The following is a 25,240-nucleotide window of genomic DNA, read 5'->3' as shown; positions in this document are numbered from 1 at the left end:
TACTCTCCCCCAATTTACTGATATTCGTCAATAAATCTAAAGGCCCTGTAGTAATTATCATCTTTAACCTCATCAAGCAAAACAAGAGAACCACCATCATAGGTCCCTGGGAAAAACATAACCAGCGGGATTTCATCCACTACCGGATGCAAGTTGTTGAGTATAGTATGAGAACGTATAATAGGCCAAGCCTTGCCTACTCCTGTTAAAAAAATTATGTCGTCTTCTTCAACTCGATCCTTTATGTATTTGATGATTAAATCATTAGCAGTTGTAAGTCTTAAAGCCTTTTTGGCAGCATTAAATACATATTCACTTCCCTTTTTTCGTTCCATTTCGAAATTTTTTTCGAGATATCCTTTTGAGTCAAGAATTTCTAACATTATTTCATATAAATCGAATTCTTTTATTTTAAATCCATAGTTCCCACTATTTACTTTGTCCTTTAAAAAATTGATATAATCCCTTACCAACATCTCATGTTGAGGTTCATAGTCAAAAATATAGTACCCAATCTCATTTCCAAGACCTTTGTTTTCCCTAAAAGATTTTTTGGTTATTGCAGGAAGTATTTTATCAAGTCTTTCTTTTGTTGTAGCCACAGCCTGCCTCCTTTCGATCGCAATATTTAATCCAGTTTACCTAATAAGATATCAAGATATACAGTATCTCCTATTTCTTTTAAATGATCTACGACAGAATGTTCTATAATTGGTCTTACTATTTCTATTTTTTTACCTTTATTTTTAACAAGGCCGGATTCGGTCAGAATCCTTGAAATTACCTGCTTAAGCTTATAAAAGGTATAATCCGCCCAGGATGCCACCTTAGCACTTTGCTCCTTTTTTCTGTCAAAAAATATATTAAAGTCCTTGTCCAAAATGAATCTATCCCCAAGTATGATTTTATCTTTATATACTTCATTCATAAATTCAAAAAACAGCCTATCAGTTTTCATTATAGAATATATTGCTATGAGCTTACTTGTTTGTATGTCAGAATTTACTAACTTTTCTATGAAGAATCTATCCAGTGCATTTAGTCTAGTTATAACAGCTGATGCAATTTCTGCTTTTCTGGCATCAGTATTTACCTGGAATATATTGTCATAAAGTGATTTATTTCGGATTTGATATTCATCCTGCCCTTGTAAAACAAGCTTTGCAGCTTTTTTTATCTCTACATACAAAAATGATTGCGATTTAATTGTCGTCCTGTATTTCCATTTATTTTCCATTGTATTACCTCATTTCGGGCCACTTTTACTTAATGTTATTATAGCACAAACATATTCAAAAGTAAGTCAAATCCCCCCTAAAAAGCAAAAAACCCTATCTAAAGGTTTTTTTCTAATACTTCAAGTATATCCTTGGCCGTTGGAGGGCATCCTTGCACGTTCTGTGTAAAGCCTCTGGTGCAGTTTCCTACTCCGATACCTTCGCCTTTAATTCCCTTGTAGCCCTGGCCTATAAAGAGTTTTGTTTTAAGCCTTCTTAAAATACCTTTTTCGTCCAGTCTTGCAAGAGCATGAATTAAGCTGCCATAGCATGCAGAGCAGGCATCTTTTTCTTTGACATATTTGGATAGTTTTTCGATTTCACGTGAGTAGGGTATTTTTTGAGTATTATTATTTTCGTTCAATTCATTTACCTGCTCCTTTGAGGCAATGCAGTTTCCCACACCTATTTGCTCCGCTATCTTTATGTACGGTATCTCTTTTTCATCATATCCCATTAAATTTGCTACATATGAATCGACTAAAACCGGATCAAACCCCAGGATAATTCTGTCCATTTGAACAGGATTGCCGCCTTCTTCAAAGTTTAAATCTCCTACCAGTCCATCTACTATTATCAAGTCGCTTTTAACGGCTTTATTTAGGTATGCAATGGGTTTATGCAGTCCCATAGTATGAAATCTTCTCTTTTCTTTGTTGGGAATACAGCCCTTTAAGTTTTTCAGAGCACAAGTCATCTTAGTCTGGCAGTGTCCTTATTTTATATTATTTCACCTTCCTGTTTTAATTTTTGCTATAATACATGATATCACTGTTTTGCATTAATTTAAAATCGGCTCTAGTGTAGAAACTCTGTTTATGCACCAGAGCTGATAATATATCTATATGGGTTTCTCGTAGTCCATATTCCAAATTGAGTCGCGCGAACAGAATTTACTCTATAGCCGACAGAGATGATAGCATCGAGATTGATTGTAAACCTTTATTCAAAAATCAAGCCGTTTAATTCCGCCTTGATACTTCGCCAATTTGGGAGGAATTTATCCATATATGAAATAAAATGCTTGTTGTGAAGGCGCTCAAGCAGATGCACCATTTCATGCACTATAATATATTCAAGGCAAGCCGGATTTTTCTTAGCAAGTTCTAAATTTACCCAAATCCTTCCGGCATTTATATTGCAGCTGCCCCATTTGGTTTTCATCGATTTTACTCCCCAGGACTTGACATGAACTCCCATTATCGGCTCCCACTTTTCTATGAGCGGGGGGATTAAGGATTTTAGTTCTTGTCTGTACCACTCTTTTAAAACCTTCTGCCTCTGCTCTTTTGGCTTTGGTATTTATATTAACGGGATAATCCGAAGCAGTTTCTGGATTCTTTGACTTTTGGGCTATCTCAACAACTTTTTTTAAATATTCTTCATAGGATATTGCCGCTGCTTTTCTTTGTCTTATTACTTCTTCTAAAAGCGCCGACATATTTTCGTAATATTTAGGATTTGTAGGTTTTTCTTCTACAATCAGTTTGCGCACATTGTTTTCAATAATCTCGGCTGCGGTTTCCTTGTCTTTTTTTATATCATCCGGCAGTTCCTTGATAAAATCTTCTCCGCGATTAACGATCAACTCAATCAATGTCATATCCTCAAAGGCGGAAATCTGCCTGCTTTCATCTGCACTTATACAATTGTCAATTAAATGTCTCATAGCTGGTTCATAGGATTTTAAATCTATATTATCATTTGCTGCAAGCATTACTTCTCTGCGAACAGTATTAAAATGTTTTACATCATTTTTTATGTCTTCTATTTCTTTAGGGGTATATCCGGCTTCTTCCATCTCATTTGCAATATTGGCATAGGCTCTGATTAGCGAAGTAGTATACTTATAAAGGGCTAATCGCTTTTCTTCTTTTTCTTTCAGTTCTTCTTCGCTTCTAAAAATATTTTCCCAGCAAAAATATCTGATATACTGACGTGTATCTTTAGGAGGTTCTACCGGCTCGCAGAGCGCTTTTACCTTTTCCAAAGCTTCATCCAAATGCTCTTTAGCTTTTTCCAATCTGTCGCTAAGTAGCCCTCTAACATCTTCCTCATCATAGCCTGAAAAGGCTTCTGATGTATAATCTTTTACAGATTTTTGCAGGCTTTTAAATAAATCCATATAATCGACTATATAACCATATTCTTTATCATCGCCGTCAAGCCGATTTACACGGCATATAGCTTGGAATAAGGCATGATCCTTCATGCTTTTGTCAATGTATAAATATGTTGCCGGAGGTGCATCAAAACCTGTAAGCAATTTATCCACCACAATGAGCAGCTTCATCTGAGCAGGTTCATCTATAAATTTCCTTTTTACTTCTTCTTCAAATACTTCTGGACTTTTACCGTTAAGCATCTTTTGATAGATCCTGTATTTTTCTACATTTTCAGTAGCTTTATTTTCTCCGGTAGTCTCGCCTTTAATGTCATTTATATTAGGGCTGTAAGATGTCACTATGGCACATTCTTTTAATCCTGCAGCCTCTTTACTTCCCACTCCCCGGTAAATCCTGGTAATCGTTTTTTGCCTGTTAGCAAAAGCTGCATTGTGCCCTGCTTTATTTTCTGTTTTTTATCTATTAATTTCTCTATTGATGTTATTAATTCATCTATATCGGGCAAAACCTCGGCAACGGCTTTTTGTTCTTCAAGGGGTGGGAGGAAGATTTCTATTGTCTCAAATGTTGATTTATTAATAATGGGGATAGCTTGCTCTGATGCCATTTCCCTTATTTTCGGTGTTAAATAGAGGAGGCTATAGTAGACAAATTAAACCCTTTGTTTGAAAGTTTCTTTTCAGTTTGCAAAACATATTTATTCATTCCTAAATCCGCTTAGGATGTGTCCCATATTTTGTGTAAACCGCCATAATTAAGGCATAAAATAGAGCTAATTTATTCTGTAGCAAGGCTGGTAGAGGTCTTGTAAAAAACCTAAGATTACTTGACGCGATCTAATCCGGGCAAAAATATTGAATAATTTGTTTAGATGCGTTATGCTTAACTTGCAAGTAGAATATTCTATTTGACTATTGATATGATTGGAGGTAACATCATGTATCGTTTTGACGGCAAACAGTCTGGGTTATGGCGAATACAGTTTTGGTGCAGTCCACAGTTATGGAGAGGACAAATCAAAATCATTCATATGGGCGCATAAGCCGGACTGCTGATGGTCTGCTTGTGCGCTTTTTAAATTAGAAAAGTTACGGTTTGCTTTGTGAAAGGAGTTAATAATGAAAAAAATAATAGCCTTATTGCTAACTATGACTATGATTTTTACCTTCACAACACCTGCATTTGCTGCGAGTGAGTCGAATGCACTTGAAGGGGTTCAAGTTTCGTCCTTTATTGATGGTGAGGGTAAAACAAACACCGTACATATTTCATCATCTCAAATCGGTACGGCTCATGTAGATTATTATATTGATGGAGTTTTGATTAATACTGCAGATGTTACGCTTCTTGAAATTAATTCTGCCGGTGTTGATTCTATTAATAAATCAAGCAGTGTCCGCATTGTTTATAACGATATAGCTAACGCTGTGTCACGGTCTTACATTGAGCCGCTTTCAAATTATCTTAGCTATTCACATACAACTACTGAATCCCCAAAATCTATATCTTCATATTCTTATCAAGGAAGAATAAACTATAATACGTATTATGATTCATTTGGGAACCAATATAATGATAAACTGTCTATCTATCAGGAAACTGGAAGTACTACTTATGAGTATGAAACAGTTAATGCCGCACAAGGTGCTGTTGCTTCAATAGTAATTGGTGTTATCGCTGCTGCTTTAACGGTTATTTGTCCTGCACTTTCGGTTGTTTCTACAAATCTTCTATATGCTGCTGCATACGCAGCAGGAACGACAATTGTCGGTGGGATTGTACAGGGTGCGATTGCAAAGCAATACTATGTTCGAACGACTAACTATAATGTGAAAGCTCGTGATGTGAGTACTTCTCGTGAGAACATCTATGATGCAAAAAGATACCAAGTAGCTTTAAGTGGTGGGGGCTATTCATCGGAGTATTATTATGAGGGTTATCTTCCTTGGCGTACAAACGCAGTAGCGTATTGGATGTTCTGTGACTTTTGGGCGTACACTTATCCTGGTGTAAGCAGCTATTCATAAAGCCTATGACGACACAAACATGCCCATATTGCGGAAATCCTTTAGAAGAGGGAACGCTTCGAAGCAGAGGTGGTAATTTTTACTTACCCGCAGGCGAAAGTGTTCCAATACTATATTCTAAACAGGCAATGAACAAAAAAGGAGCAATACGTCTTGCACCAAATTTCTTGTCTTTAGCCCCACAGTGGCCGCATGCATATGTATGCCGTAATTGCAAAATAATAATAATACTATACGAAGATTAGGAATATTTTTATAGTCCCACATGCTATCAAACAGAACCCAAATACAATATTCTCTGGGTTCTGTTTGCCATTTTTTAGTTTTTATGTTTCCTTTTATTTGCTTAAATGAATCTTTTATTGCGGACTCGGAATAGGACAGAACGGCTGTTATTATCTGGCTCGTCTTGTGGTATGCTTCTTTATTAACCATGAGCATTAACATAAGTCTTATCACCGCAAATAGCGATGGAATCAGAAAGCACATAAGGATAATTATCGATATATGGTTTAATCACCCTGGCAGCAGAAGTAGCATAACACGAATAAACGAAGAACTGCTTACGGTCGTGTTTTTTTCTGAAGAGGTCTACCACAATATGGGCATTTAAGCGTAAGTTTCTCCAAATAAGCCTTATTAGGATAGAAAGTAGACTTGCATGCCTTACAGCCGGCTGGCCTCTATCACCGGCATTGTCGTATATGTACTCATAAGGGGCATAGGGCAGGTATTACTGAATTCATCACTATATTTTCTTTGTACCATGATTTTATACGCCTCCTAACGCTTATTTTGTATATTTATTATCATACTTAAGATATATTGTCCATTATCGTTAGGTGGCTTAATAGATAGAACATCTACATCATATAGTTCCACACTCACAAGTCGGGAGTAATACCTATAAGAACATAGCTGGATTGTGCAGCAAATGTCATGATAAGGTGCACACTGATTCAAAAGCTAAAGTAGAGCTAGCGGGCAAAGCTCAAGGAATAACGGAGCAATACAAGCATGCTAGCATATTGGATACCATTATACCATATTTATATGACTATCTAAAAGCTCAGTCTGTCTACCTTTTCCTTCCCCTTGCCCAGTTTGTCATCATCATTAAAATCCGCTACTGTTATAATCCCTACCAGATCATTTTCTTCGGCAAGCCTATGAATTATCTTATTCATTCCGTCGCCGATTTCACTATTTCCTTTTAGCTTCACCATATCGTGAAAACTTCCGCCATCAGGCACTACCAATAATGAATCCGGCTTTCCATAATATTTATCCGTTACATATTTCACAAATAGCCGCACCAACACACAATCTTTATATTGTGAGGCATCCATGCCGCCTCTTAATTCATCACAGCTTTGCCAAAGCTTACTGTATAAATCGCTTTTTTTATTGCCATTTACTTTCCTCCGCCTCAATATTTTTACCAATTACCATTATTCCAAATTTTACTTGTAATTGTTTTGAATTCAATAATAATTTTGCTGTATTTTATTATTATAGCATAAAAATGGTTCACTGAAGAGCCCCACCTACAGCGGCCCATAAAACGGCTGCTTTTTTGCAGCAGTCTGCTATTTCTCTAGTCAACTTTAGGAGGAGTTTTGATGTAAGATGAATATCCCAGATGTCTAGTATGCTTTAGGAGGTAATTGCGAAGGTGTTGATGAAACCAATAGAAATGATTGCTTGGTTTAATAATGGTAATTTTCCTATACCTTTTAGGTGTAGAATTTTAACTGAAAATAACAATAATGTATTTATTAAAATAGATAGAATTCTTTTATGGAAGAAGAAAAACTAGCAGATAATAGAATTATACTTTATCGATGTAAAAGTGTAATAAATAATACCCAGAGATTATTCGAATTAAGGTTTGGAATATCCAATTCAAGAATATTCTTGAATTGGATATTTTGATATAGTTAAACTAATTATTCTGTTGCTATTTTAGAAATGTTTTCCTCATTAAGTAAATCTTTTGAATTTGATACAATTACAGCTGCAGCAGCATCACCCATTATATTGGGAACAACTCTTGCCATATTTAGTATTCTATCTATTCCTGCTAATAAACCAATGCCTTCTAAAGGAAGGTTAACTGCACTTAAAACAATTGTTAACATTACTAAACCAGACCCAGGAACTCCCGCAGTTCCAATAGCTGCAAGTGTTCCGGCAAAAAGAACCATTAATTGCTGCATAAAAGTCAATTCAATACCATAAACCTGTGCTGTAAATACTACTGCTATAGCAGAATATATTGCTGTCCCATTCATATTAACAACAGCACCAAGAGGGATAACAAAATTTGAAACTTTTTCATTTATTCCTAATTTTTTTGCTCCATCAAGAGTTAGAGGAATCGTTGCAACACTGCTACAGGTTGCAAATGCAAACATAGCTGCCTCTTTCATTGCCTTAAAGTATTCAAAGACATTTGTTTTACCTAACATACCTACCATAATAACGCCCTGTATTAAAAACATACATATTATAGAACCTAAGTACATTGCTATTATAGTTTTTGTATATGGGATTAAAATTCCCAATCCATTAGTTCCTACAACTTTTGCCATTAATCCAAAGACTCCATAAGGAGTAAATTTTAGTACTATATCTGTGATTGTAGTCATAACATCCTTTAGGCTACTAAAAAATTTATATACAGCGTCTCCCTTTTCTCCTATTTTTGTGATAGCAAAACCAACAAATAAAGCAAAGAAAATAATTTGAAGTAAATTCATTTCTGTTAAGGCTTGGAATGGATTCTTAGGTATGATATTAATAAGTGTATCTAATGTTGATGGTATTTCTACAGTTTTTGCATCAGTTGTTAAATTTGTATTCATACCCAATCCTACATTAAACATATTTGCTAATACTAATCCTAATATTATTGAAGCTACAGTACTAACTAAAAATATAATTACTGTTTTAATACCAATTTTCCCTAGTGATTTATAATCACCTACGTCTGCTGCAGCACAAATAAGTAAACTTAATACCAATGGAGCAACAACCATAGTTAGTAATCTAACTAGAATAGTCCCTAAAAATTCAAGTTTGCTAGCTTTAGGACCTAATATTGCTCCTGCAACTATACCTAAAATGAAGCCTATCATAATTTTTGTAAATAAATTTAGGTTTTTCCAATATTTGGACACACAGAACCCTCCATTCTATTTAGAATAAAATTAATCAGATATTCTATACTTTTTTATTTCCTCATTTTGTAGTATTCTGCCTTCTGTATCTATACCCACAAGCACTCTTAAATTTTCAACATAAAGTTTCTTTATTGACTCTGTCCCTAAATCTTCATATGCAACTACTTCAACGCTTTTAATGTTTTTTGTATATAAAGCTGATAACCCACCTATGCCCAATAAGTACACAGCCCCATATTCTTTACATAAATCAGCTACATAATCCGCTCTTTGTCCCTTACCAATCATAGCTGTTACACCATGTTGTAACATGATTTCAACAAAAGGATCCATTCTCGAACTAGTTGTAGGACCAATTGAACCCGTCTTCCACCCAGGTTTTGCAGGTGTCGGACCAGTATAGAATATTGTTTGATTTTTTAATTCAATTGGTAACTCACCATTAGATTCTATAGCTTCCTTAATTCTCTTATGGGCTGCATCCCTAGCTGTATATAGAAATCCTGTTAGATATAATTCATCTCCTACCTTAAAGCTTTTTGCAATCTCCTTAGTAATTGGTAAATTAATTTTCATTTTTTCATCCCCCTATATAGTAATCGAAGCATGCCTTGAAGCATGACATTGAAAATTTACAGCAACAGGTAATGCAGTGATATGACAAGGGAAATAATTTATATGAACATCTAATGCAGTAATCCTTCCACCAGTGCCTAATGGACCAATTCCCAATTTGTTAATTTCATTTAGTATTTCTACTTCAAGAGCAGCATAATGTTCTTCTTTATGACGTTCCCCAATTGGTCTCAGTAATGCCTTTTTAGCAAGAATTGCACATTGATCCATTGTGCCCCCTACTCCTACCCCAACTATTAATGGAGGGCAGGGTCTACCTCCTGCTTCAATTACAGATTTTAATACAAAGTTTTTAACACCTTCAGCTCCTTCAGATGGTATAAGGGTGGTAAAACTCCCCATATTCTCGCTGCCTCCACCTTTAGGCATAACAGTTATTTTTACTTTATCACCTGGAACTATATCTACATGTATTACTGCGGGTGTATTATCTTCAGTATTAATTCTAACTAATGGGTCCTTAACAATGGATTTCCTCAGGTATCCATTTATGTAACCTTCTCTAACTCCCTGATTAACAGCATTAGTTAAACTATCACCAGTCCATGAAACTTCTTCTCCAATTTCAAGAAATACAACAGTAGTTCCCGTATCTTGACATACAGCAATTTGTTGTTCTTTTGCATATTTTGCATTTTCTAATAACAAGGAAATGGTTTTCTTCCCTATTGGAGATTCCTCATGTTTAAGTGCTTCCTCTAACGCCCCAATAAAATTATCGTCTAATTCGTAACAAGCTTTCTTTACCAGTTCTTCAATTACTGGTATTATTACACTAGTATTTAATACTCTAGCCATATCAATCGCTCCTTTCTTAATCTTTGATACGACCTTTAATATAGCAATTTGTATGCCAAGAAATAGGAACTATTACAAAACATGCATTATCCTTGTATGATAGCATATATTGGGTATCAGATTTTTTAATTCATAAATAAAATAAATGTTGCATGCAACACAATGATTGTTGCATGCAACATTTATTTTATTTATTATTTATTCAAATACCTCCAAATTGTAGATCTGTGAACACCTAAATATTCTGCAGCTTTGCTCTTATTACCATTAAAGAAGTTAATTGTTTCTATAATTTTATCTTTTGTTAAGTTATTATTAAAATTACTTAATTCTTTTATTCCTTCTAAATTTCTTACCTCACTAAAATAATTTAATATATCACTATCAGATATTTTATTGTCATTTGAAATTACACATAGTCTTTCAACAAGATTATCTAGTTCCCTAACATTTCCAGGCCAATCATAATTTTCCATTAAATCTAATGCGTTTTGTGATATTAATACACTATTATAGCCATATTTTGTAATAAAAAATTTTACCAAATCTTCAATGTCTTCTTTTCTATTTCTAAGAGGAGGTATATTAAGTCTTAAAACATTAATTCTAAAATATAAATCCTTACGAAATCTACCATTATTTATTTCTTCGATTAGGTTTTTGTTCGTAGCAGCAATTATCCTTGCGTTTACAGGCATTATCTTATCGTCACCAAGTCTCATTATTTGTTTTTCTTGTATAACTCTCAATAGTTTACCTTGAACATCCAAAGGTATTTCGGAAATTTCGTCAAGAAACAGAGTACCATCTTGCGCCATTTCAAATACACCTGGTTTCCCTGTTTTTTTGGCACCAGTAAAAGCACCCTCTACATAACCAAATAGTTCACTTTCCAAAATGCTTGTACTAAGAGATGCGCAATTTATAGCAACAAATGGTCCATTTTTTAATTTACTATTTTGATGTATGGACTGTGCGAACATTTCTTTTCCAGTCCCAGATTCGCCAAATATTAATATCGGCGATTCATGTTTAGCATATAATTTTGCAATCTTTTTTGTTTCTTGAAGAGCTTTGCTTTTCCCAATAATTTTATCAAAATTATATTTTGCTGATAGCCATCTATTATTTTGTTTGAGTCTTACCTTTGATTCTTCAGCTCTAATGTTTACAATATCTTTAAATATAATCATATAACCAATATCATCATAGTTAAGCTTTAAGTCTTGCTTAGATGCTAAAACAGTCTTTCCATTTATTTCAAAAAGTTCATATGTATCCTTTGATATTTGATCTAAAATATTTTTAAATTCAAATCCCTTTATTTTTATTTTATCTATATTTATACCAATAATATCTTGATTAACATTAAGAAATTCACAGCAAGCTTCATTTATTAATGTAACATTAGAATTCATATCAAATGCAATATATGCATCATCAGTATTATCTAATATTACCCTGAATTCTTCCAATTTCCTCTTTTGATTAATTATTACATTTCGTATCCTTAGGGCTTCCTGATAAGCAATATAGAAGGACGATGGGCTTGTTTCTAATAAAACGTAAGGAATTCCTAACATTTTTGCTATACCACATTGTACTTCTCCTCCTACCACAACTTCGTAGCCTTCAAGTCTAGCCTTTAAAATTTTTTCATATGCATCATCTTCATTATATATAATTTCCTGCTTTATATCTAAATCAACAAGGTTTGAGAGGTTATGAAACCCTTGGATATGATTTTTAAATCCAATTAACAATATTCTATTACCTATCTTTTTTGCTTTTGATAAAGCATCAAATATATCTTCTACCGTTATTTTAATTTCAACTAAGTTAATCCCTTCTATTTCTGATAACTTTAAAGCTGTGCCACCCCTTGATATAAAAATTTTTATTTTATTATCGGAATTAATAATTTCTCTTGCTATACCTACAGCTTCTTCCATTAAACCACATTTAATTGTAAGATCTAAGCCATATATTTTTTTAGCCTCAATAGCACTTTCAGCAATTTGTAAATTCGGGGATATTAAAATAATATCTATCATATAATCATCCTTTCAATGTAATTATCTAAAGATACAATTAAACTCGTTGCGGTTAACCGCAACGAGTTTTTTTAATATATAATTGATTCTAGTGTAAAAATCATGTTTCTACACTCCATCTCTTCACTTTGACAACTTCATAAGGTAAAATCTGTAACTAAAACTTCACACTTTCAAAAGTAATATAAACCTTGAAAATTCAACATTATTGGGTATAAATATAACATGAATCTACCATTTTGGATATAATTAAATTGACAAACCAATAAACCAAAATGGAGGCTCATGCTATGAAAAGTATAACACAAGATTACCAAAATGATAAGATAGTTTCATCATTTATTTATAAAAAGGTTTTTTAAAGAATTTTTTTATTCATCAAACCTTTTTCTTCTTTAATAATTTTAAGCGGAAAAAGTCTTCTCTATCCTTTTCTTCCAATACGTCCGATATCATTTTTACGAGGAATTCATATTTGGGAATCTGAATATTTTGCAGGGCATTGGCTCTTTTTTGTGTTTTTTTGATTTCTACCGCAAGTTTATATACCGAATTTTCTACTTCCGCCAATTCATATATCAGATACTTTACTTCGTGAAATTTCTGTAAGGCTACATCTAGGGCAGTATTTGTATGATAAAAACTATAATAATGCTGAATATCTTGTTTTTCATATTTTATCATAGGAATTTCTACACCCATTACGCTGCGGGTTAGCATAGTTGTTTCATCTGCTGTCGGTATAGACTTTGCCACTTCATAGACTTCAGTTATTCCGAGGGTGACATTTGCCATAATTAGGGCCTCATAGGCTTCTTTGAATGTCTCGCCTATAATCTGCTGGAGTTTCTCTGCCCTGTCCATAAAGCCCATCATTTCCCGAATGAGCACATTTCTTTTCTTATCCAGCAGCTCGTAGCCTTTTTGGGAAAAGTCCAGTGCTGCCTTTGAAGCCATTAGATTTGCCTTAGTAGGTGCGATATTTTCCTGCATTGAAATCACTTCCTAAGGTATTTTTGTATTAGTGATGGGTCTATTCTGTTAAGTTCTTGCTCTGGTAAAATCTTCAGCAGCTTCCACATAAGGTCTAATGTATGGTTAATATCTCTATTTTCTTCGAAGCCTTGTTTTGCAAAAAGCTCCTCAAATTTGCGCCCAAATTCCATATACTTTGCGTCGGTATCCGAAAGTTCGTCCTCTCCTATAACCTGTGCCAAAGCCCTTATTTCCTGAACATTGGAATATGCGGAAAAAACCTGATTGGACACATCGGGGTGGTCCTCACGGGTGTATTCTGCTCCTATGCCGTCCTTCATAAGCCGTGAAAGTGAGGGAAGCACATTAATTGGCGGATATATACCCATTTGATATAAGGACCTGCTTAAAACTATCTGCCCTTCGGTAATATAGCCGGTAAGGTCCGGCACCGGATGTGTGATATCATCATTAGGCATTGTAAGTATGGGTATTTGAGTTATGCTTCCTTTTACGCTCTTTAGCATGCCTGCCCTCTCATAAAGGCTTGCCAAATCTGAATAAAGGTATCCGGGATAACCCTTCCTGGAAGGCACTTCTTCCCGTGCAGAGGATATTTCCCTTAGAGCCTCACAGTAGCTTGTCATATCAGTCATTATGACAAGCACATGCATATTACAATCAAAGGCCAGATACTCTGCAGCAGTAAGCGCACACCTAGGGGTGATAATTCTTTCTACCACCGGATCATCCGCCAGATTTATGAACATCACGACTCTGTCCATAACTCCAGCTTCTTCAAAAACCTTAGTAAAGAAGTTAGCTTCATCATGTTTTATGCCCATAGCCACAAAAACTACTGCAAAGTTGCCGGATTCTTCATCACTGATTTTAGCTTGTCTTACTATCTGAGCTGCTAACTGATTGTGCGGCAGGCCGTCTCCCGAAAAAATAGGAAGTTTCTGTCCCCTTATCAGTGTCATAAGTCCGTCAATTGCCGATATGCCTGTCTGTATATAGTTTCTGGGGTAAAGCCGTGCTACAGGGTTCATTGGTCTGCCATTTATATTGTAATATTTATCCGAATAAATCTCTCCTGCGCCATCGGCAGGCTGTGCTATACCGTTAAATCTCCTGCCTAAGATTTCTCTTGATAATGGTATTTCCATAGGTTTGCCGCTAAATTCCACGCTTACATCACTTAAGGAAATACCGGATATGCCTTGAAACACCTGTATTATGACTTTGTCCTTGTCGATTTGAACGACCTTACCTATTCTGTGCTCGTGATCAGGCATCTCTACTTCGACTATTTCATCATAAACCGCATCCTTGACATTGCTCATGACTATAAGAGGGCCTTCAGCCTTATCTAATTTTCGGTATCTGACTTTCATCAGTATCACCTTCTTTGTACATGCTCTCCAAGCTATCGTAATAGCTGTCTATTTTACTGTTTAGGTTTTCAAAAACTTTCGGTTTATCATCGGAAACATTATATTTCATCATTATAATGTCGGAAAATAAGGTTTCGTCTTTTACTTTAGATATCGGTATGCCCTTCTTAATACAAGATGACGCACGTTCATACAGCTTATCAATTACCTTGAGCATTTTATATTGCCTTACAAGCGGGGCGTATGCATCCTGGGCATGGTATGCATTTTGCTGTAAATACCCCGCTTTTATAATCTTGGCTATCTCAAGAATTATACGCTGCTCATCCGGCAATACATCTTCACCTACTAATTTTACTATGTCCATAAGCTTATTTTCTTCTTGAAGTATTTTCATCATTTTGGCCCTCAGCTCTAAAATATCAGGAGCCACATGCTCCTTAAACCATTCCTCAAGCATTGAAACATAGCCACTATAAGATGAAATCCAGTTTATTGACGGGAAATGCCTGGCATGGGCAAGTTCCTTATCCAAAGCCAAAAAGGCTCCTACTATTCTTTTTGTGGATTGAGTAACCGGTTCAGAAAAATCTCCGCCTGCCGGAGAAACCGCACCAATTATAGTAACTGACCCCTCTGTGCCGTTTAGGTTTTCGACATATCCTGCTCTTTCGTAAAAGGCCGCCAAGCGCGAAGCCAAATATGCAGGATAGCCTTCTTCAGCCGGCATTTCTTCAAGTCTGCCAGCTATTTCCCTCAGCGCTTCAGCCCATCTTGAAGTTGAATCTGCCATTATAGCCACACTGTAACCCATATCTCTAAAATATTCAGCTATGGTAATCCCTGTGTATATAGATGCTTCTCGCGCTGCCACAGGCATGTTGGAGGTATTTGCTATAAGGACGGTCCGATCCATTAACGGATTTCCGGTTCTGGGATCTTTTAGCTTTGGAAAATCCTCTAAAACTTCGGTCATTTCATTTCCTCGCTCACCACAGCCTACATACACTATAATGTCGGCATCGCTCCACTTTGCCAGTTGATGCTGTGTTATGGTTTTCCCTGTTCCAAACCCACCGGGAATAGCCGCAGTGCCGCCTTTGGCTATTGGGAAAAATACATCAATTACTCTTTGACCTGTTACAAGTAGTTTTTCAATTGGCATACGCCTGCTAACAGGCCTGGGAGTTCTTACCGGCCATTCTTGGTACATTTTTAGTTCATGTCTCCGACCGGCCGAATCCTCTAGCACAGCTAAAGTATCGCAAATATTATAATCTCCGCTTTCTACAACACTTACCACTTTGCCCTCTATGCCGGGCGGGACCATGATTTTATGAGTTACGATAGATGTTTCCTGAACCTTCGCAAATACATCATCCTGTTTTAATATATCGTCCTTTTTGACTAAAATATCAACATGCCAAAGCTTCTTTTCATCTATAGATATAAGGCCGATTCCCTCAGGAATAAATTTAAAACCTGAATTGTATATTTCAGAAAGAGGCCGTTCAATTCCGTCAAAAATATTGCCTATGATTCCCGGACCCAGCTTCAGCGATAGCGGCTTACCTGTGCCGATTATTTTTTCATTCATCTTAAGGCCGGATGTTTCTTCATAGACCTGAACTGTGCCAATATCTTCTTCTAGTGAAATGACTTCACCTATGAGCTTTTTATCGCCGACCATTACCATTTCCCGTACCATAAAATCTTCCATATGATCGGCTTTTACCACCGGACCGTTGATATATATTATATTGCCTTGGCCTGACATTTTACCACCTCTCATTAAACTTCGAAGACAGGATTTCTCCTATCAATTTGCGACTTTCTTCTATGATAGAATTCACTGTTAAATCCACTTCCACACCGCCATCGCCATCTCTGGCAAAGACGCCGCCGATTATGTTGTTTGCTTCTTCGATTTTGAAGTTGCCCTCATCTCGAAATAATTTTATTGTGTTTAAAATAATATCTCTATGTTTTTCAATATCATTTCTACTGAAACTGTAACTTACAAAGTCATTATCAGTAAATTGGGAGCTGACTTTCTTAATAGCCTGCCGCAAAAACTCAACATATTCAGGTGTTTTGCCGAAGGCCTCGGCTTCTTTTCTTACCTCATCCATAATTCTTTCAGTAAATTCACGTCTCTGCTTTAACACTGCAAGGTGCATATCAGACTTGGCTTTTGAAATCATCTGTTGTTTTTTAATCTCGGCATTTTTAGTTGCATCATCTATAGCCGCCTTTGTTTTTTCTTCATAATCTTTGATAATCCCTAATTTCCGAGATTCATAATAACTCATAAGTTTTTTTTGTTTTTCTGTGTAGTCTGACTCTATTCTTTCTATCAATACCTTTGTAAAAAGGGATATCTTATCTTCAATTGTAGTGGGCATACTGTCACCTCAAATCTTAACTCCTATGGATTCCCTTATATGCTTTGTCAAAAAGTCGGCGGGCCGTCTAAAGCCATGTCTGTCGGGAATTTCAATTATAATTGGAGGACTGTTTGAGCGTTTCATGAAATCTAATTCATGCTGTACTTTTTCTGCCAAAATCTCCGTGATAATTACTATACCAATATCCCGGCTTCTTTTTAATTTCTTTAGCTCATTTAGCACTTCTTCCCTTTCATGCACAACAACACCCTCTATACCGGCCAATCTCATACCCGCTAGAGTCGTGCTGTTATCACTTATCAAAAAACATTTCATGTGATATCTCCTCTACAATCTTCCGAGAATCATTATAGATACAATCAAGCCATAAATTGCAATACCTTCGGCCAGCCCTACAAATATTAGAGTTTTACCCAGTATATTCGGATCTTCGGAAACCGCTCCTAAAGCCGAGGAACCTACGGCACCTACTGCATAACCTGCACCTATGGTAGCAAGCCCCGTAGCAAGGGCGGCTGCAATAAATCCTAAGCCCGATGCGGGATTAGGAAGAGCTGCGGCACTTGCAGTACTCGGAACCATAAAGAATAGAAAAACCGCCATGAGTATGGCATAAGCCAGTGCACTAAATCTGCTAAGTTTCTTAAATCTTTTTGCTTTTATTCTATCTCCCATTAAGTAAATAACAAGTCCTGTCGCCACAGTTAAAACTGATATAGCCATTGCAATAAATAATATTATATACATGTTGACTACCTCCTAAAGCTTATTGTTAGTTGTATATTTATACACTGCTATGAGCAGTATCTAACTTCCTATCGTTAAACGATTTTCGCTTTATCTTTGCAGGTGCATACTCGATGCCATCTCCCCTGAAATATTTTGTAAAGAGCTCATAGTATTCCAGCCGCAATGCCTGAATAAAAACTATCAAACCCTCAAGCCCAATTATTATCACATTTCCCAGCACAAGCAACAGAATATTCCCCCATGCCGAGCCAATCATCTCTCCCATAGTCGCAAAAGCCATATAAAGGCCTACGTGGTTTAGTGCAAATGCTCCGACCCTAATAAAGGAAATAGTATTAGACATCATTGAAAGCAATGTCTCAATTATCCCAAAACCTTCTTCGATGTAATAGTCGGTGGGAGAGCCACTGTAAAGCTTGCCTGCATGTGTGATACTGTTTGCCAACGGCTGCTTAAACACCATTAAGAGCAAAAGACATATCAATGTATAAACCATCACCGGCGAAATACCACTATTAACAAGAACTGTGCGCGTTACTGCATATAACACTATCAAATAAAAAGCAAGCCCTACTACGCCATTTCTGCCGAAAATGCCTTCTTCCATATTCCGATCAATATAGGAATTCATAATGTTGTATATATAGCCGGCTATAGTCAGGAAAACGCCCAAGACTATAGCTGCTACTAGCATAAAATTTATATTTGCCATCGGTCTTACGACAAGTGGCTCAATAATTTCTTCAGAACCAAAAACACTTCCATAAATAAAACCAAATATAGTGGAGGCAAATCCCACCCTACTTAACACGCCTCCTAAACTGGTCCTTTTCATTACAATTTCCAAAAAAGTCCCGGCCAAAAACAATATAAGGCCCTGCCCTACATCTCCAAACATAGCACCGAACAGCAACATGTATGTCAAACTGAAAAAAACAGTCGGGTCTATCTCGTTATAGGCGGGTGTGCCGTACATTTTTACCAACGTTTCAAACGGCCTAAAGATTCTCGAATTACTCAGTTTAGTAGGCGGAGTTATAATAGAATCGCTTGCATCCGCTTCATCTGTCAGCACAATAACGGCATCTTTGAACTGCTGCTTGAGGCTGTTTTCCAGCCTTGGCACACAGCTTATAGGCACAAAGCCAAACATAAAAAATAATTTATCACCTACAGCAATATCTGATTTGAGCTCTTCAATTTTTTCTTCCATTTCCAGTCTTGAAAAGCCTTTTTCAAACTCCTCCGCAAACTTTACTCTATATTCTTTTAGCGATTTTTTTAAAAATTCTACGGCGTCTTGATCCTCTTTTATACTGTCTGTCAGCTCATCAATAGCCTCTGCAGCAGTGCCTGATATCCATGTAGGCAATGAGAGAAGGGTGTAGTTCAAAGAACCGAATATCCTCTCAACTGTTTCTTCCAAGATTATCGGAGTTATAACAGCTACTATGACATCTTTACTTTCCTCCGCTACCTTTAAAACCACAGCCGGTATATTTTCATAATTCTTTTTAAGCTTAGTATAATTTTCCTTAGAGAGTTTTAAAAGTTTAAAACTTAGATGTTTCATGTTGGAAAGCATATCTATGTTAAAGTTATATTGCCGTAGATACTTCAGGCTATCGATATATGCTCTTTTTTGTTCTATAGAACGCAGCTTTTCATCCACCTCATCAGCAGTACGGCAAACCTTGTCATAGATATCGGAAAGCCCTTGCATGAATTCATCATAATCATAATCCTGGCCAAGATGTTCTAACCTGACATAAGGTTTCATACTAAAGAGATTCAGGAGTGCTGCAATCATCTGTTCATCATGAGTAAAATCACGTTTAGAAGAATTTGGTTTTAAAAACGGCAGTTCTTCTAAAGCCTTTATGTTTTTTTCGTTAGGAGGTAGAAAAAAATCGCTGGAATTTATGCGTGCTAAGGCATTTACCGTATGCATGCTACCGTCTACCAGCACAAGACGTAGAACGCGATTTAAAATAGCATTTTCACCAATTACACCAACGATTTTCATCTTCTCTACTGCCATAAAAAATCATCTCCCACAACTTATATAACCTTAATAAGAAATTTTTTGGCTTGTTCCGGCTGCATATCATATCTTATACTTTCAATTATTGAAACAATATCTCGTATTTCAAATTCGAAGGATATTATATACTCTATAGTCTGCATTACACTCATTGGATGCTCATGAGCTAAGGTTCTTAACTTATAGTACATAAATCGGTTTATTCGCCTTTCCATATAAATATCTCTAGACATTTCTTCTTTTTTAAATAAAAATCCATATCCAAAGTCTGCTGCCATGTGGTAAAGTTGCTCAAGACTTTTTGTATAACACATTGCTTTTCTTGCATCAAAATTAAGCTTATCCCCAAAATTAATGGTATAGTTTAGAAGTTCTTCCGGTGAAATTGCATAGAATTTTTTGCCTCGATATATCCATTGAATATTGTAGAGGTCGGCTACCATGCCTTCCCACTTTTTGAGCACTTCGCTATCTTGTTTTGAAATGTATTTTCTCCTGCTCTCTATAATACTGAAATAACCTGTATCAATAGCCATCTCAAACCTAAAAAGGTCCTCGTTTTTGAATTTAAGTAAAGGCTTAAGTACTTCGAAGAAATCCGAGCCTTCCAGAGCATATATGAGCTCTTCTACAGTTTTAGACTCTAAGAGCTTTCGAGAATCAATTCTGCTATACTTACCTAAAAAAGAAAGCGGCCTTTCCATAGTATCCAGCTTTTCCCCATTAAATATCTCTCTTGCTAAAACTTTCAAATCTTCAGCCTCATATTTTATATAAAATGAACGGATAAAATCTTTGTAATCATGTCTAAAATAATGCAGCAATTTGTCCATATTATTTATCATATTGCGCTTTAAGATATCTTCTATATCTCTTCTTCCTGCTTTATCTATACGCATATCTTCTAGAAGCTTACCGTAAGAAGTGTTATCTTTTAAATAATGAGCCACATCAGCAACTGACTTCTTTTGCAAGAGATTCATATAGTCATCTTGTTTTAAAAATTCGCCTTCCAATGCCTTTATCTTGGCGTTTACTGCTGCATAGACAGTTATTTTATCCATGACGTTCCCTCTCGATATTAAAAACCTGCTCTATTATCTTGGAAGTTAAACTTTGATGAACATTTTGAAATTCTTGTTCCATGTTTTCTAAAGCTTGAGCCGCCTTTTCATTTAGATTATTAACTTCCTCTTGTGCTTCTTGCATTATCTGCCGAATAACCGCATTACTTTCATCTTCTGCCTTGCGTGATAAATCCGCTGCTATTCTTTGTTCTTCTTCCTTATAGTTACGTTCCAATTCTGCCAATCGCTTTTCCCATACTGCTCTAATTTCCTCTACCTTAGCATCCAGCTCTATTAACCTAGTTATAGCCCGTTCTTGCAAAATACCACCTTCTTAAAGGTATTAAAATTTGTAAAAAAGTTTGAAAGTCTGCCCCTAAGCTCATATGAGCCGGACAGACTGCATAAAACGTTTTTTGAAATTTATTCCTAAGTGTATAACTATTATGCCTCAAATGCAATTATTAATTATGCTCAAATGCAATCAAATATTGATAAATCACACCAAAAAACTTTCTAAAAGCAATAAATGCTTGAGCAATCTTTTAATTGCTGCTTTGCTCTAAATGGCATATGCTATAAGAAACGTCAAATCCTACGACTGCTAAAAGGTCTAAAGCTCTGCATCCTTGGCATATTTAAAGCTGACTCAATTTATCATCACTTGCTATGATACTGCTGCAAAAAAAGATTCCTGCATCTTTTTTTAATGCAGGAATATCGTTTTAAAGCAACTCTGATTTTTATGTCAAAACCAATTCTGATAGATTATCTTATAACTGCAAAGTAGAGTATGAATATGACAGCAAGAGCATACATTATCCAATGCACTTCTTTGCCTCTTCCACCTAGTAGCATTACCGCCACATATGCCACGAATCCTATGGCAAGACCAAATGAGATGCTGAATGAAAATGGCATCATTATAATAGTCAGAAAGGCAGGAAATGCTTCATAGAAATCGTTGAAATTTATCTTATTTAAGCTGCTGGACATAAACACACCAACTAAGATTAGTGCAGGAGCTACTGCTTCACCAGGAACGGCCAAGGCAATAGGCGAAAAAATAATGCTTGCCGCAAACATTATTGCCACAACTACCGCCGTAAGTCCGGTCCTTCCGCCTTCACTTACTCCAGCAGTTGACTCTACATAAGTTGTTATTGTACTTGTGCCCATCAGGGAACCTAAAACTGTTCCGATAAAGTCTACAAACAGTGCTTTATTTCCACGCTCTAGTTTACCCTCTTTATCAATCATTCCGGTACGGCTCGCAACACCGACAAATGTGCCGATAGAGTCAAACATGTCTGTAAAAAACAGCGAAAATACCACAGGGAATAAAGATATCTGCATAACCTCTCTAATGTTCAGTTTGAATAAAGTTGGCGCAAGACTTGGCGGAAGTGATATTATGCTTGAAGGAAATTTTGTTATACCCATTGGAATACCAATGATGGTCGTTATTATAATGCCTAGTAAAATACCGCCTTTTACTCTCCTAGCTGTTAAAATTGCCATTATGACAAGGCCTATGACAGCCAGCAAAGGCCCGGGTTCTGCAAGATTGCCCAAATCTAAATACGTAGCCTCACTTGCAACTATAATACCTGCATTTTTAAGACCTATAAATGCTATGAACATTCCGATTCCTGCACCCATAGCGTGTTTTAAAGGCATTGGTATGGCATTAATCAGAAGTTCCCTAAGTCCTGTAAGTGTTACTATGATTCCAATAATGCCGGAAATAAATACGGCTCCCAGAGCTGCCTGCCAAGAAAGGCCAACATTGCCGACCATAACATAGGCAAAATAAGCATTCAAGCCCATGCCCGGAGCCAGGGCAAAAGGATAGTTAGCATATAGACCCATTAATAGTGTAGTAAGAGCCGATGCAAGAGCAGTGGCCATAAATACCGCACCTTTGTCCATCCCTGCCGCTTCTAATGTAATGGGATTTACAAAGAGTATATACGCCATTGTCACAAAAGTAGTTAGGCCTGCTAGGATTTCCGTTTTTGGATTTGTCCCATTTTTTGTTAGCTCGAATCTCCTTTCAAGCCAACTATTTGACCCATTTGGAATAGAGATATCCTCCTTCATTATAAAAGCCTCCTCATAAATTGTGCCTTCAATTAGTTGATATGATTTGTTTTTAAAAGAACTATAGCGTTTTGCTCGTACGTAAAATATCTTAACAAAGTAAGCCCTTCTTGTCAATATAAAAAACGAACAATATATTTAATTGCTGAATATATAGTTCGTATGTTGGTAAAAAGTTTTTTTCATTTCTACTATATAGCATTATAGTTACGTATTATAAACAGTAAAATCCTATCTTAAAATTTGTGCTTTTTGCTGCAGGTTTTTTATTATTTATTTTATTATGGTATAATCAAATAAATATTGCAATTTAGACTTGGCTTGTGAGGTGTTCCCGTGAAAATCTATTTACCTAAAACCCCTGATATGAGTGGAAGTTTTAAACCTCAAGATGTGATAAATGCTCATATAGTACAAAAAACTGAAAACGGGTACATTGTAAACATTTGTGGTGATGAGGTTTTTGCGCACTGCTTGCTTGATCTGAATATAGGCGATTTTCTTAAATTAAAGCTAGTTGAATCTTCAGCATCACAAATTGTATTTAAAGTTGTGCAATATGAAGCAAAAGGAGAGTCGGAAGAAGTCGTATCAAGACCTTTAATGCCGTTTAACATGCCTCAAACCATAGAAACCAATGCTGCATTAAAACTTTTAGCAAAACTTAACCTGCCCATAAAAAAAGAACGTCTGACACTTATTATGGATTTACTAAGGCATGTTGTAAACAATAATGATAGTCAGGAATCTTCATTGGCCTTGGAAAGAGAATTATCCTCTCAATCTCAAAATTTATTATTCCATAAAGCACTGTCAAATTACATCAATAGCGACTCTATATCTTTTGAAGACCAGGTTTTAGAACAACTTCAAGAATTTGTAGCACTTAAAGACGAAACTTCTGCTTTGAATAAAACTACGATACATAATCGAACCAAGGCAGATATAATAAAAGATTACTTGGCATTAAAATCCTTAAACTTCATACACAATGAAGGTGGGAATAATAATATTTGCTTTTATACAGTACCTGTACCTATATATCATAATATTTACCTAAAGGTTTCTCACAACTTCTCTTCTCGTGATAATACACAGGCGCATCATATATGCCTTAGTTTTATTATCAATACAAAAAACCTAGGAGCTGTGCTTATTGACTTGGTATATGCCAACGGAAAAATAACGGCATCATCCACCTTTGAAGATAAAAAAGCCTTAGATGCGGCTAAAAGGGTTTTAAGTATGAATAAGAGCGCTAGCAGTTTAATTAAAAGCATAAAACTTAAAGTCGGTAAGGTATCTGTTGATGATTTCTTCTTTGGCGAAATTAAAGAACAGCCCATGCCGACAGGAATAAATCTCATGGTTTGATATTTTAAAGAGGTGAGCTAAAAATACCATGACTGAAAAATCACCTGATTTTATAAAGAAAAAAGCAACCGCACTCAAATATAATAGCGCCGAAGATAATGCTCCGAAAATCATCGCTTCCGGAAAAGGTATAATTGCAGAAAAAATTTTAGAACTTGCACAAGAGCATAATATAGCAATATACAAGGACCCGGCTTTAGTGGAAGCATTGGTTCAACTTGAAGTAGGGCAGGAAATTCCTCTTGAACTCTATCAAGCCGTAGCAGAGATACTGGCATTTATTTATTCTGTTGATAGGGAAAGCTTTTTTGAATCTTATTTTGACGATGATTAGTCAAATTCTGCTGTTATATCATATACTCCATCTATTTCTTTTAGCTTTTGCTTAATTTCTTCAAATTCCAATTTATTAATTTTGGGTATCATTAAAGTTATCTGCAACTTATTTTCTTCGATGGTTTCCATTTTAATATTTTTAATACTGATATTCATCTCACCCAAGCATGACCCTACCCTACCCAACTGACCCGGGTTATCTTCTATAACTACAAAGAGTGATTGTAAAAACTTTCTTTGGATGATTATCTGGTCTAATTTATTAAAGGTTACAAGTGTTATAAGTATCAACACTGTAGCTAAAGCAGCGCCATAATAAAAGCCAGCTCCAATCGCCAAGCCAATTGCCGATACAGCCCATAAACTGGCAGCGGTAGTAAGGCCTTTAACGGTAGCTCCTTCTCTGATAATAGTGCCTGCGCCAAGAAAGCCTATACCGCTTACAACTTGTGCCGGTATTCTCCCCGGGTCTAGATTAGTCTTGCCTTGAAACTGGGTAAAAATGAATATTGATGTGAGCATAATTATAGCAGAACCCATACAGACCAGAATATGAGTTCTAAAACCTGCCGGTTTATTTGTGCTTTCCCTTTCAAGGCCTACAATTCCGCCCAGCACAATCGACATTATCAGTCTTAATGTTAGCTCGGTATTACTTAAAACCATTTTTTCACCCCTTTTTA

General features: G+C 36.0%; 22 protein-coding genes and 6 pseudogenes. 5 read left to right on the top strand and 23 right to left on the bottom strand.

The genetic code is table 11. From position 1 onward, the window contains the following. Window positions 1-14 precede the first annotated feature (14 nt). From TEPIRE1_RS02645 to TEPIRE1_RS02620, 7 genes and pseudogenes are all read right to left on the bottom strand, one after another. Window positions 15-602, bottom strand: coding sequence for a DUF1788 domain-containing protein (locus tag TEPIRE1_RS02645; protein ID WP_013777643.1), 588 nt, complete (start codon window positions 600-602; stop codon window positions 15-17). A gap of 26 nt (window positions 603-628) precedes the next feature. Next, window positions 629-1,237 (bottom strand): DUF1819 family protein, encoded by a 609-nt coding sequence (locus TEPIRE1_RS02640; RefSeq protein ID WP_013777642.1) that lies wholly within the window; start codon window positions 1,235-1,237, stop codon window positions 629-631. 98 nt (window positions 1,238-1,335) lie between these two features. Continuing rightward, window positions 1,336-1,980, bottom strand: a pseudogene (locus tag TEPIRE1_RS02635) (DUF362 domain-containing protein); the annotation flags it as partial. A 128-nt stretch (window positions 1,981-2,108) separates the two neighbouring features. Beyond that, window positions 2,109-2,207: pseudogene (rhuM, locus tag TEPIRE1_RS14395) on the bottom strand (RhuM family protein); the annotation flags it as partial. Window positions 2,208-2,219: 12 nt separating this feature from the next. Next, window positions 2,220-2,561, bottom strand: a pseudogene (locus tag TEPIRE1_RS14390) (M48 family metallopeptidase); the annotation flags it as partial. 898 nt (window positions 2,562-3,459) lie between these two features. After that, a pseudogene (locus TEPIRE1_RS14385) lies at window positions 3,460-3,783 on the bottom strand (type I restriction enzyme subunit R domain-containing protein); the annotation flags it as partial. After that, on the bottom strand, window positions 3,756-4,010 hold the full coding sequence (locus tag TEPIRE1_RS02620; RefSeq protein ID WP_015294956.1) for a restriction endonuclease subunit S: 255 nt from the start codon (window positions 4,008-4,010) through the stop codon (window positions 3,756-3,758). The pseudogene TEPIRE1_RS14385 and the gene TEPIRE1_RS02620, both read right to left, overlap by 28 nt. A 511-nt stretch (window positions 4,011-4,521) precedes the next feature. On the opposite strand from TEPIRE1_RS02620, the gene TEPIRE1_RS02615 reads away from it, so the two are divergent. The 3 genes and pseudogenes from TEPIRE1_RS02615 to TEPIRE1_RS14375 form a co-directional block, all read left to right on the top strand. After that, complete coding sequence (locus TEPIRE1_RS02615; RefSeq protein ID WP_013777641.1) at window positions 4,522-5,430, top strand: hypothetical protein; 909 nt, start codon at window positions 4,522-4,524, stop codon at window positions 5,428-5,430. A 5-nt stretch (window positions 5,431-5,435) separates the two neighbouring features. After that, window positions 5,436-5,675: a PF20097 family protein gene (locus tag TEPIRE1_RS14380; protein ID WP_081460100.1), complete on the top strand. Its 240-nt coding sequence runs from the start codon at window positions 5,436-5,438 to the stop codon at window positions 5,673-5,675. 609 nt (window positions 5,676-6,284) lie between these two features. After that, window positions 6,285-6,374: pseudogene (locus tag TEPIRE1_RS14375) on the top strand (HNH endonuclease); the annotation flags it as partial. Between the two features lie 123 nt (window positions 6,375-6,497). Here the strand turns inward: TEPIRE1_RS14375 and TEPIRE1_RS02605 are convergent. The 15 genes and pseudogenes from TEPIRE1_RS02605 to TEPIRE1_RS02535 form a co-directional block, all read right to left on the bottom strand. After that, a pseudogene (locus TEPIRE1_RS02605) lies at window positions 6,498-6,863 on the bottom strand (type I restriction-modification system subunit M N-terminal domain-containing protein); the annotation flags it as partial. A gap of 516 nt (window positions 6,864-7,379) precedes the next feature. Further along, entirely contained in the window at window positions 7,380-8,612 is a 1,233-nt protein-coding gene (locus tag TEPIRE1_RS02600; protein WP_013777639.1) for a dicarboxylate/amino acid:cation symporter, read from the bottom strand. A 30-nt stretch (window positions 8,613-8,642) separates the two neighbouring features. After that, a complete protein-coding gene (locus TEPIRE1_RS02595; RefSeq protein WP_013777638.1) occupies window positions 8,643-9,191 on the bottom strand; it encodes a FumA C-terminus/TtdB family hydratase beta subunit in 549 nt (182 codons plus the stop codon). Between the two features lie 12 nt (window positions 9,192-9,203). Next, entirely contained in the window at window positions 9,204-10,049 is an 846-nt protein-coding gene (locus tag TEPIRE1_RS02590; RefSeq protein WP_013777637.1) for a fumarate hydratase, read from the bottom strand. Between the two features lie 194 nt (window positions 10,050-10,243). After that, window positions 10,244-12,103: a sigma 54-interacting transcriptional regulator gene (locus tag TEPIRE1_RS02585; RefSeq protein WP_015294953.1), complete on the bottom strand. Its 1,860-nt coding sequence runs from the start codon at window positions 12,101-12,103 to the stop codon at window positions 10,244-10,246. A 378-nt stretch (window positions 12,104-12,481) separates the two neighbouring features. Beyond that, window positions 12,482-13,096: a V-type ATP synthase subunit D gene (locus tag TEPIRE1_RS02580; RefSeq protein ID WP_013777635.1), complete on the bottom strand. Its 615-nt coding sequence runs from the start codon at window positions 13,094-13,096 to the stop codon at window positions 12,482-12,484. Between the two features lie 5 nt (window positions 13,097-13,101). Further along, the gene (locus TEPIRE1_RS02575; protein WP_013777634.1) at window positions 13,102-14,475 is read right to left on the bottom strand and encodes a V-type ATP synthase subunit B; all 1,374 of its coding nucleotides are present in this window, start codon (window positions 14,473-14,475) and stop codon (window positions 13,102-13,104) included. Further along, complete coding sequence (locus tag TEPIRE1_RS02570) at window positions 14,447-16,252, bottom strand: V-type ATP synthase subunit A (protein ID WP_013777633.1); 1,806 nt, start codon at window positions 16,250-16,252, stop codon at window positions 14,447-14,449. The genes TEPIRE1_RS02575 and TEPIRE1_RS02570 overlap by 29 nt, the downstream gene beginning before the upstream one ends. 1 nt (window position 16,253) lies before the next feature. Continuing rightward, entirely contained in the window at window positions 16,254-16,880 is a 627-nt protein-coding gene (locus TEPIRE1_RS02565; RefSeq protein WP_013777632.1) for a V-type ATP synthase subunit E, read from the bottom strand. A gap of 9 nt (window positions 16,881-16,889) precedes the next feature. Next, window positions 16,890-17,198, bottom strand: a complete 309-nt coding sequence (locus TEPIRE1_RS02560; protein WP_013777631.1) for a V-type ATP synthase subunit F — start codon at window positions 17,196-17,198, stop codon at window positions 16,890-16,892. Window positions 17,199-17,210: 12 nt separating this feature from the next. Next, entirely contained in the window at window positions 17,211-17,630 is a 420-nt protein-coding gene (locus TEPIRE1_RS02555; protein WP_013777630.1) for an ATP synthase subunit C, read from the bottom strand. A gap of 37 nt (window positions 17,631-17,667) precedes the next feature. Further along, window positions 17,668-19,674 carry a V-type ATP synthase subunit I gene (locus TEPIRE1_RS02550; protein WP_013777629.1) on the bottom strand — a complete coding sequence of 669 codons (2,007 nt, stop codon included), beginning with the start codon at window positions 19,672-19,674 and terminating at the stop codon, window positions 17,668-17,670. Between the two features lie 20 nt (window positions 19,675-19,694). Continuing rightward, complete coding sequence (locus tag TEPIRE1_RS02545) at window positions 19,695-20,741, bottom strand: V-type ATPase subunit (RefSeq protein WP_013777628.1); 1,047 nt, start codon at window positions 20,739-20,741, stop codon at window positions 19,695-19,697. Beyond that, window positions 20,734-21,066: a hypothetical protein gene (locus TEPIRE1_RS02540; RefSeq protein ID WP_013777627.1), complete on the bottom strand. Its 333-nt coding sequence runs from the start codon at window positions 21,064-21,066 to the stop codon at window positions 20,734-20,736. Before TEPIRE1_RS02540 ends, TEPIRE1_RS02545 begins: the two co-directional genes overlap by 8 nt. Window positions 21,067-21,512: 446 nt before the next feature. Next, window positions 21,513-22,847 (bottom strand): NCS2 family permease, encoded by a 1,335-nt coding sequence (locus tag TEPIRE1_RS02535; RefSeq protein WP_013777626.1) that lies wholly within the window; start codon window positions 22,845-22,847, stop codon window positions 21,513-21,515. A 336-nt stretch (window positions 22,848-23,183) separates the two neighbouring features. Here TEPIRE1_RS02535 and TEPIRE1_RS02530 point away from each other — a divergent pair, with 336 nt between their 5' ends. Both TEPIRE1_RS02530 and TEPIRE1_RS02525 read left to right on the top strand, forming a co-directional pair. Then, window positions 23,184-24,221: a hypothetical protein gene (locus TEPIRE1_RS02530; protein WP_013777625.1), complete on the top strand. Its 1,038-nt coding sequence runs from the start codon at window positions 23,184-23,186 to the stop codon at window positions 24,219-24,221. Window positions 24,222-24,249: 28 nt separating this feature from the next. Further along, the gene (locus TEPIRE1_RS02525; RefSeq protein WP_013777624.1) at window positions 24,250-24,555 is read left to right on the top strand and encodes an EscU/YscU/HrcU family type III secretion system export apparatus switch protein; all 306 of its coding nucleotides are present in this window, start codon (window positions 24,250-24,252) and stop codon (window positions 24,553-24,555) included. On the opposite strand, the gene TEPIRE1_RS02520 is transcribed toward TEPIRE1_RS02525, so the two are convergent. Further along, window positions 24,552-25,223: an MgtC/SapB family protein gene (locus TEPIRE1_RS02520; protein ID WP_013777623.1), complete on the bottom strand. Its 672-nt coding sequence runs from the start codon at window positions 25,221-25,223 to the stop codon at window positions 24,552-24,554. The genes TEPIRE1_RS02525 and TEPIRE1_RS02520 overlap by 4 nt on opposite strands. Window positions 25,224-25,240 lie beyond the last annotated feature (17 nt).

The organism is Tepidanaerobacter acetatoxydans Re1 (genome assembly GCF_000328765.2).
In the GTDB taxonomy this organism is placed as follows: Bacteria; Bacillota; Thermosediminibacteria; order Thermosediminibacterales; family Tepidanaerobacteraceae; genus Tepidanaerobacter; species Tepidanaerobacter acetatoxydans.
This window is presented reverse-complemented; position numbering and strand designations above follow the sequence as displayed.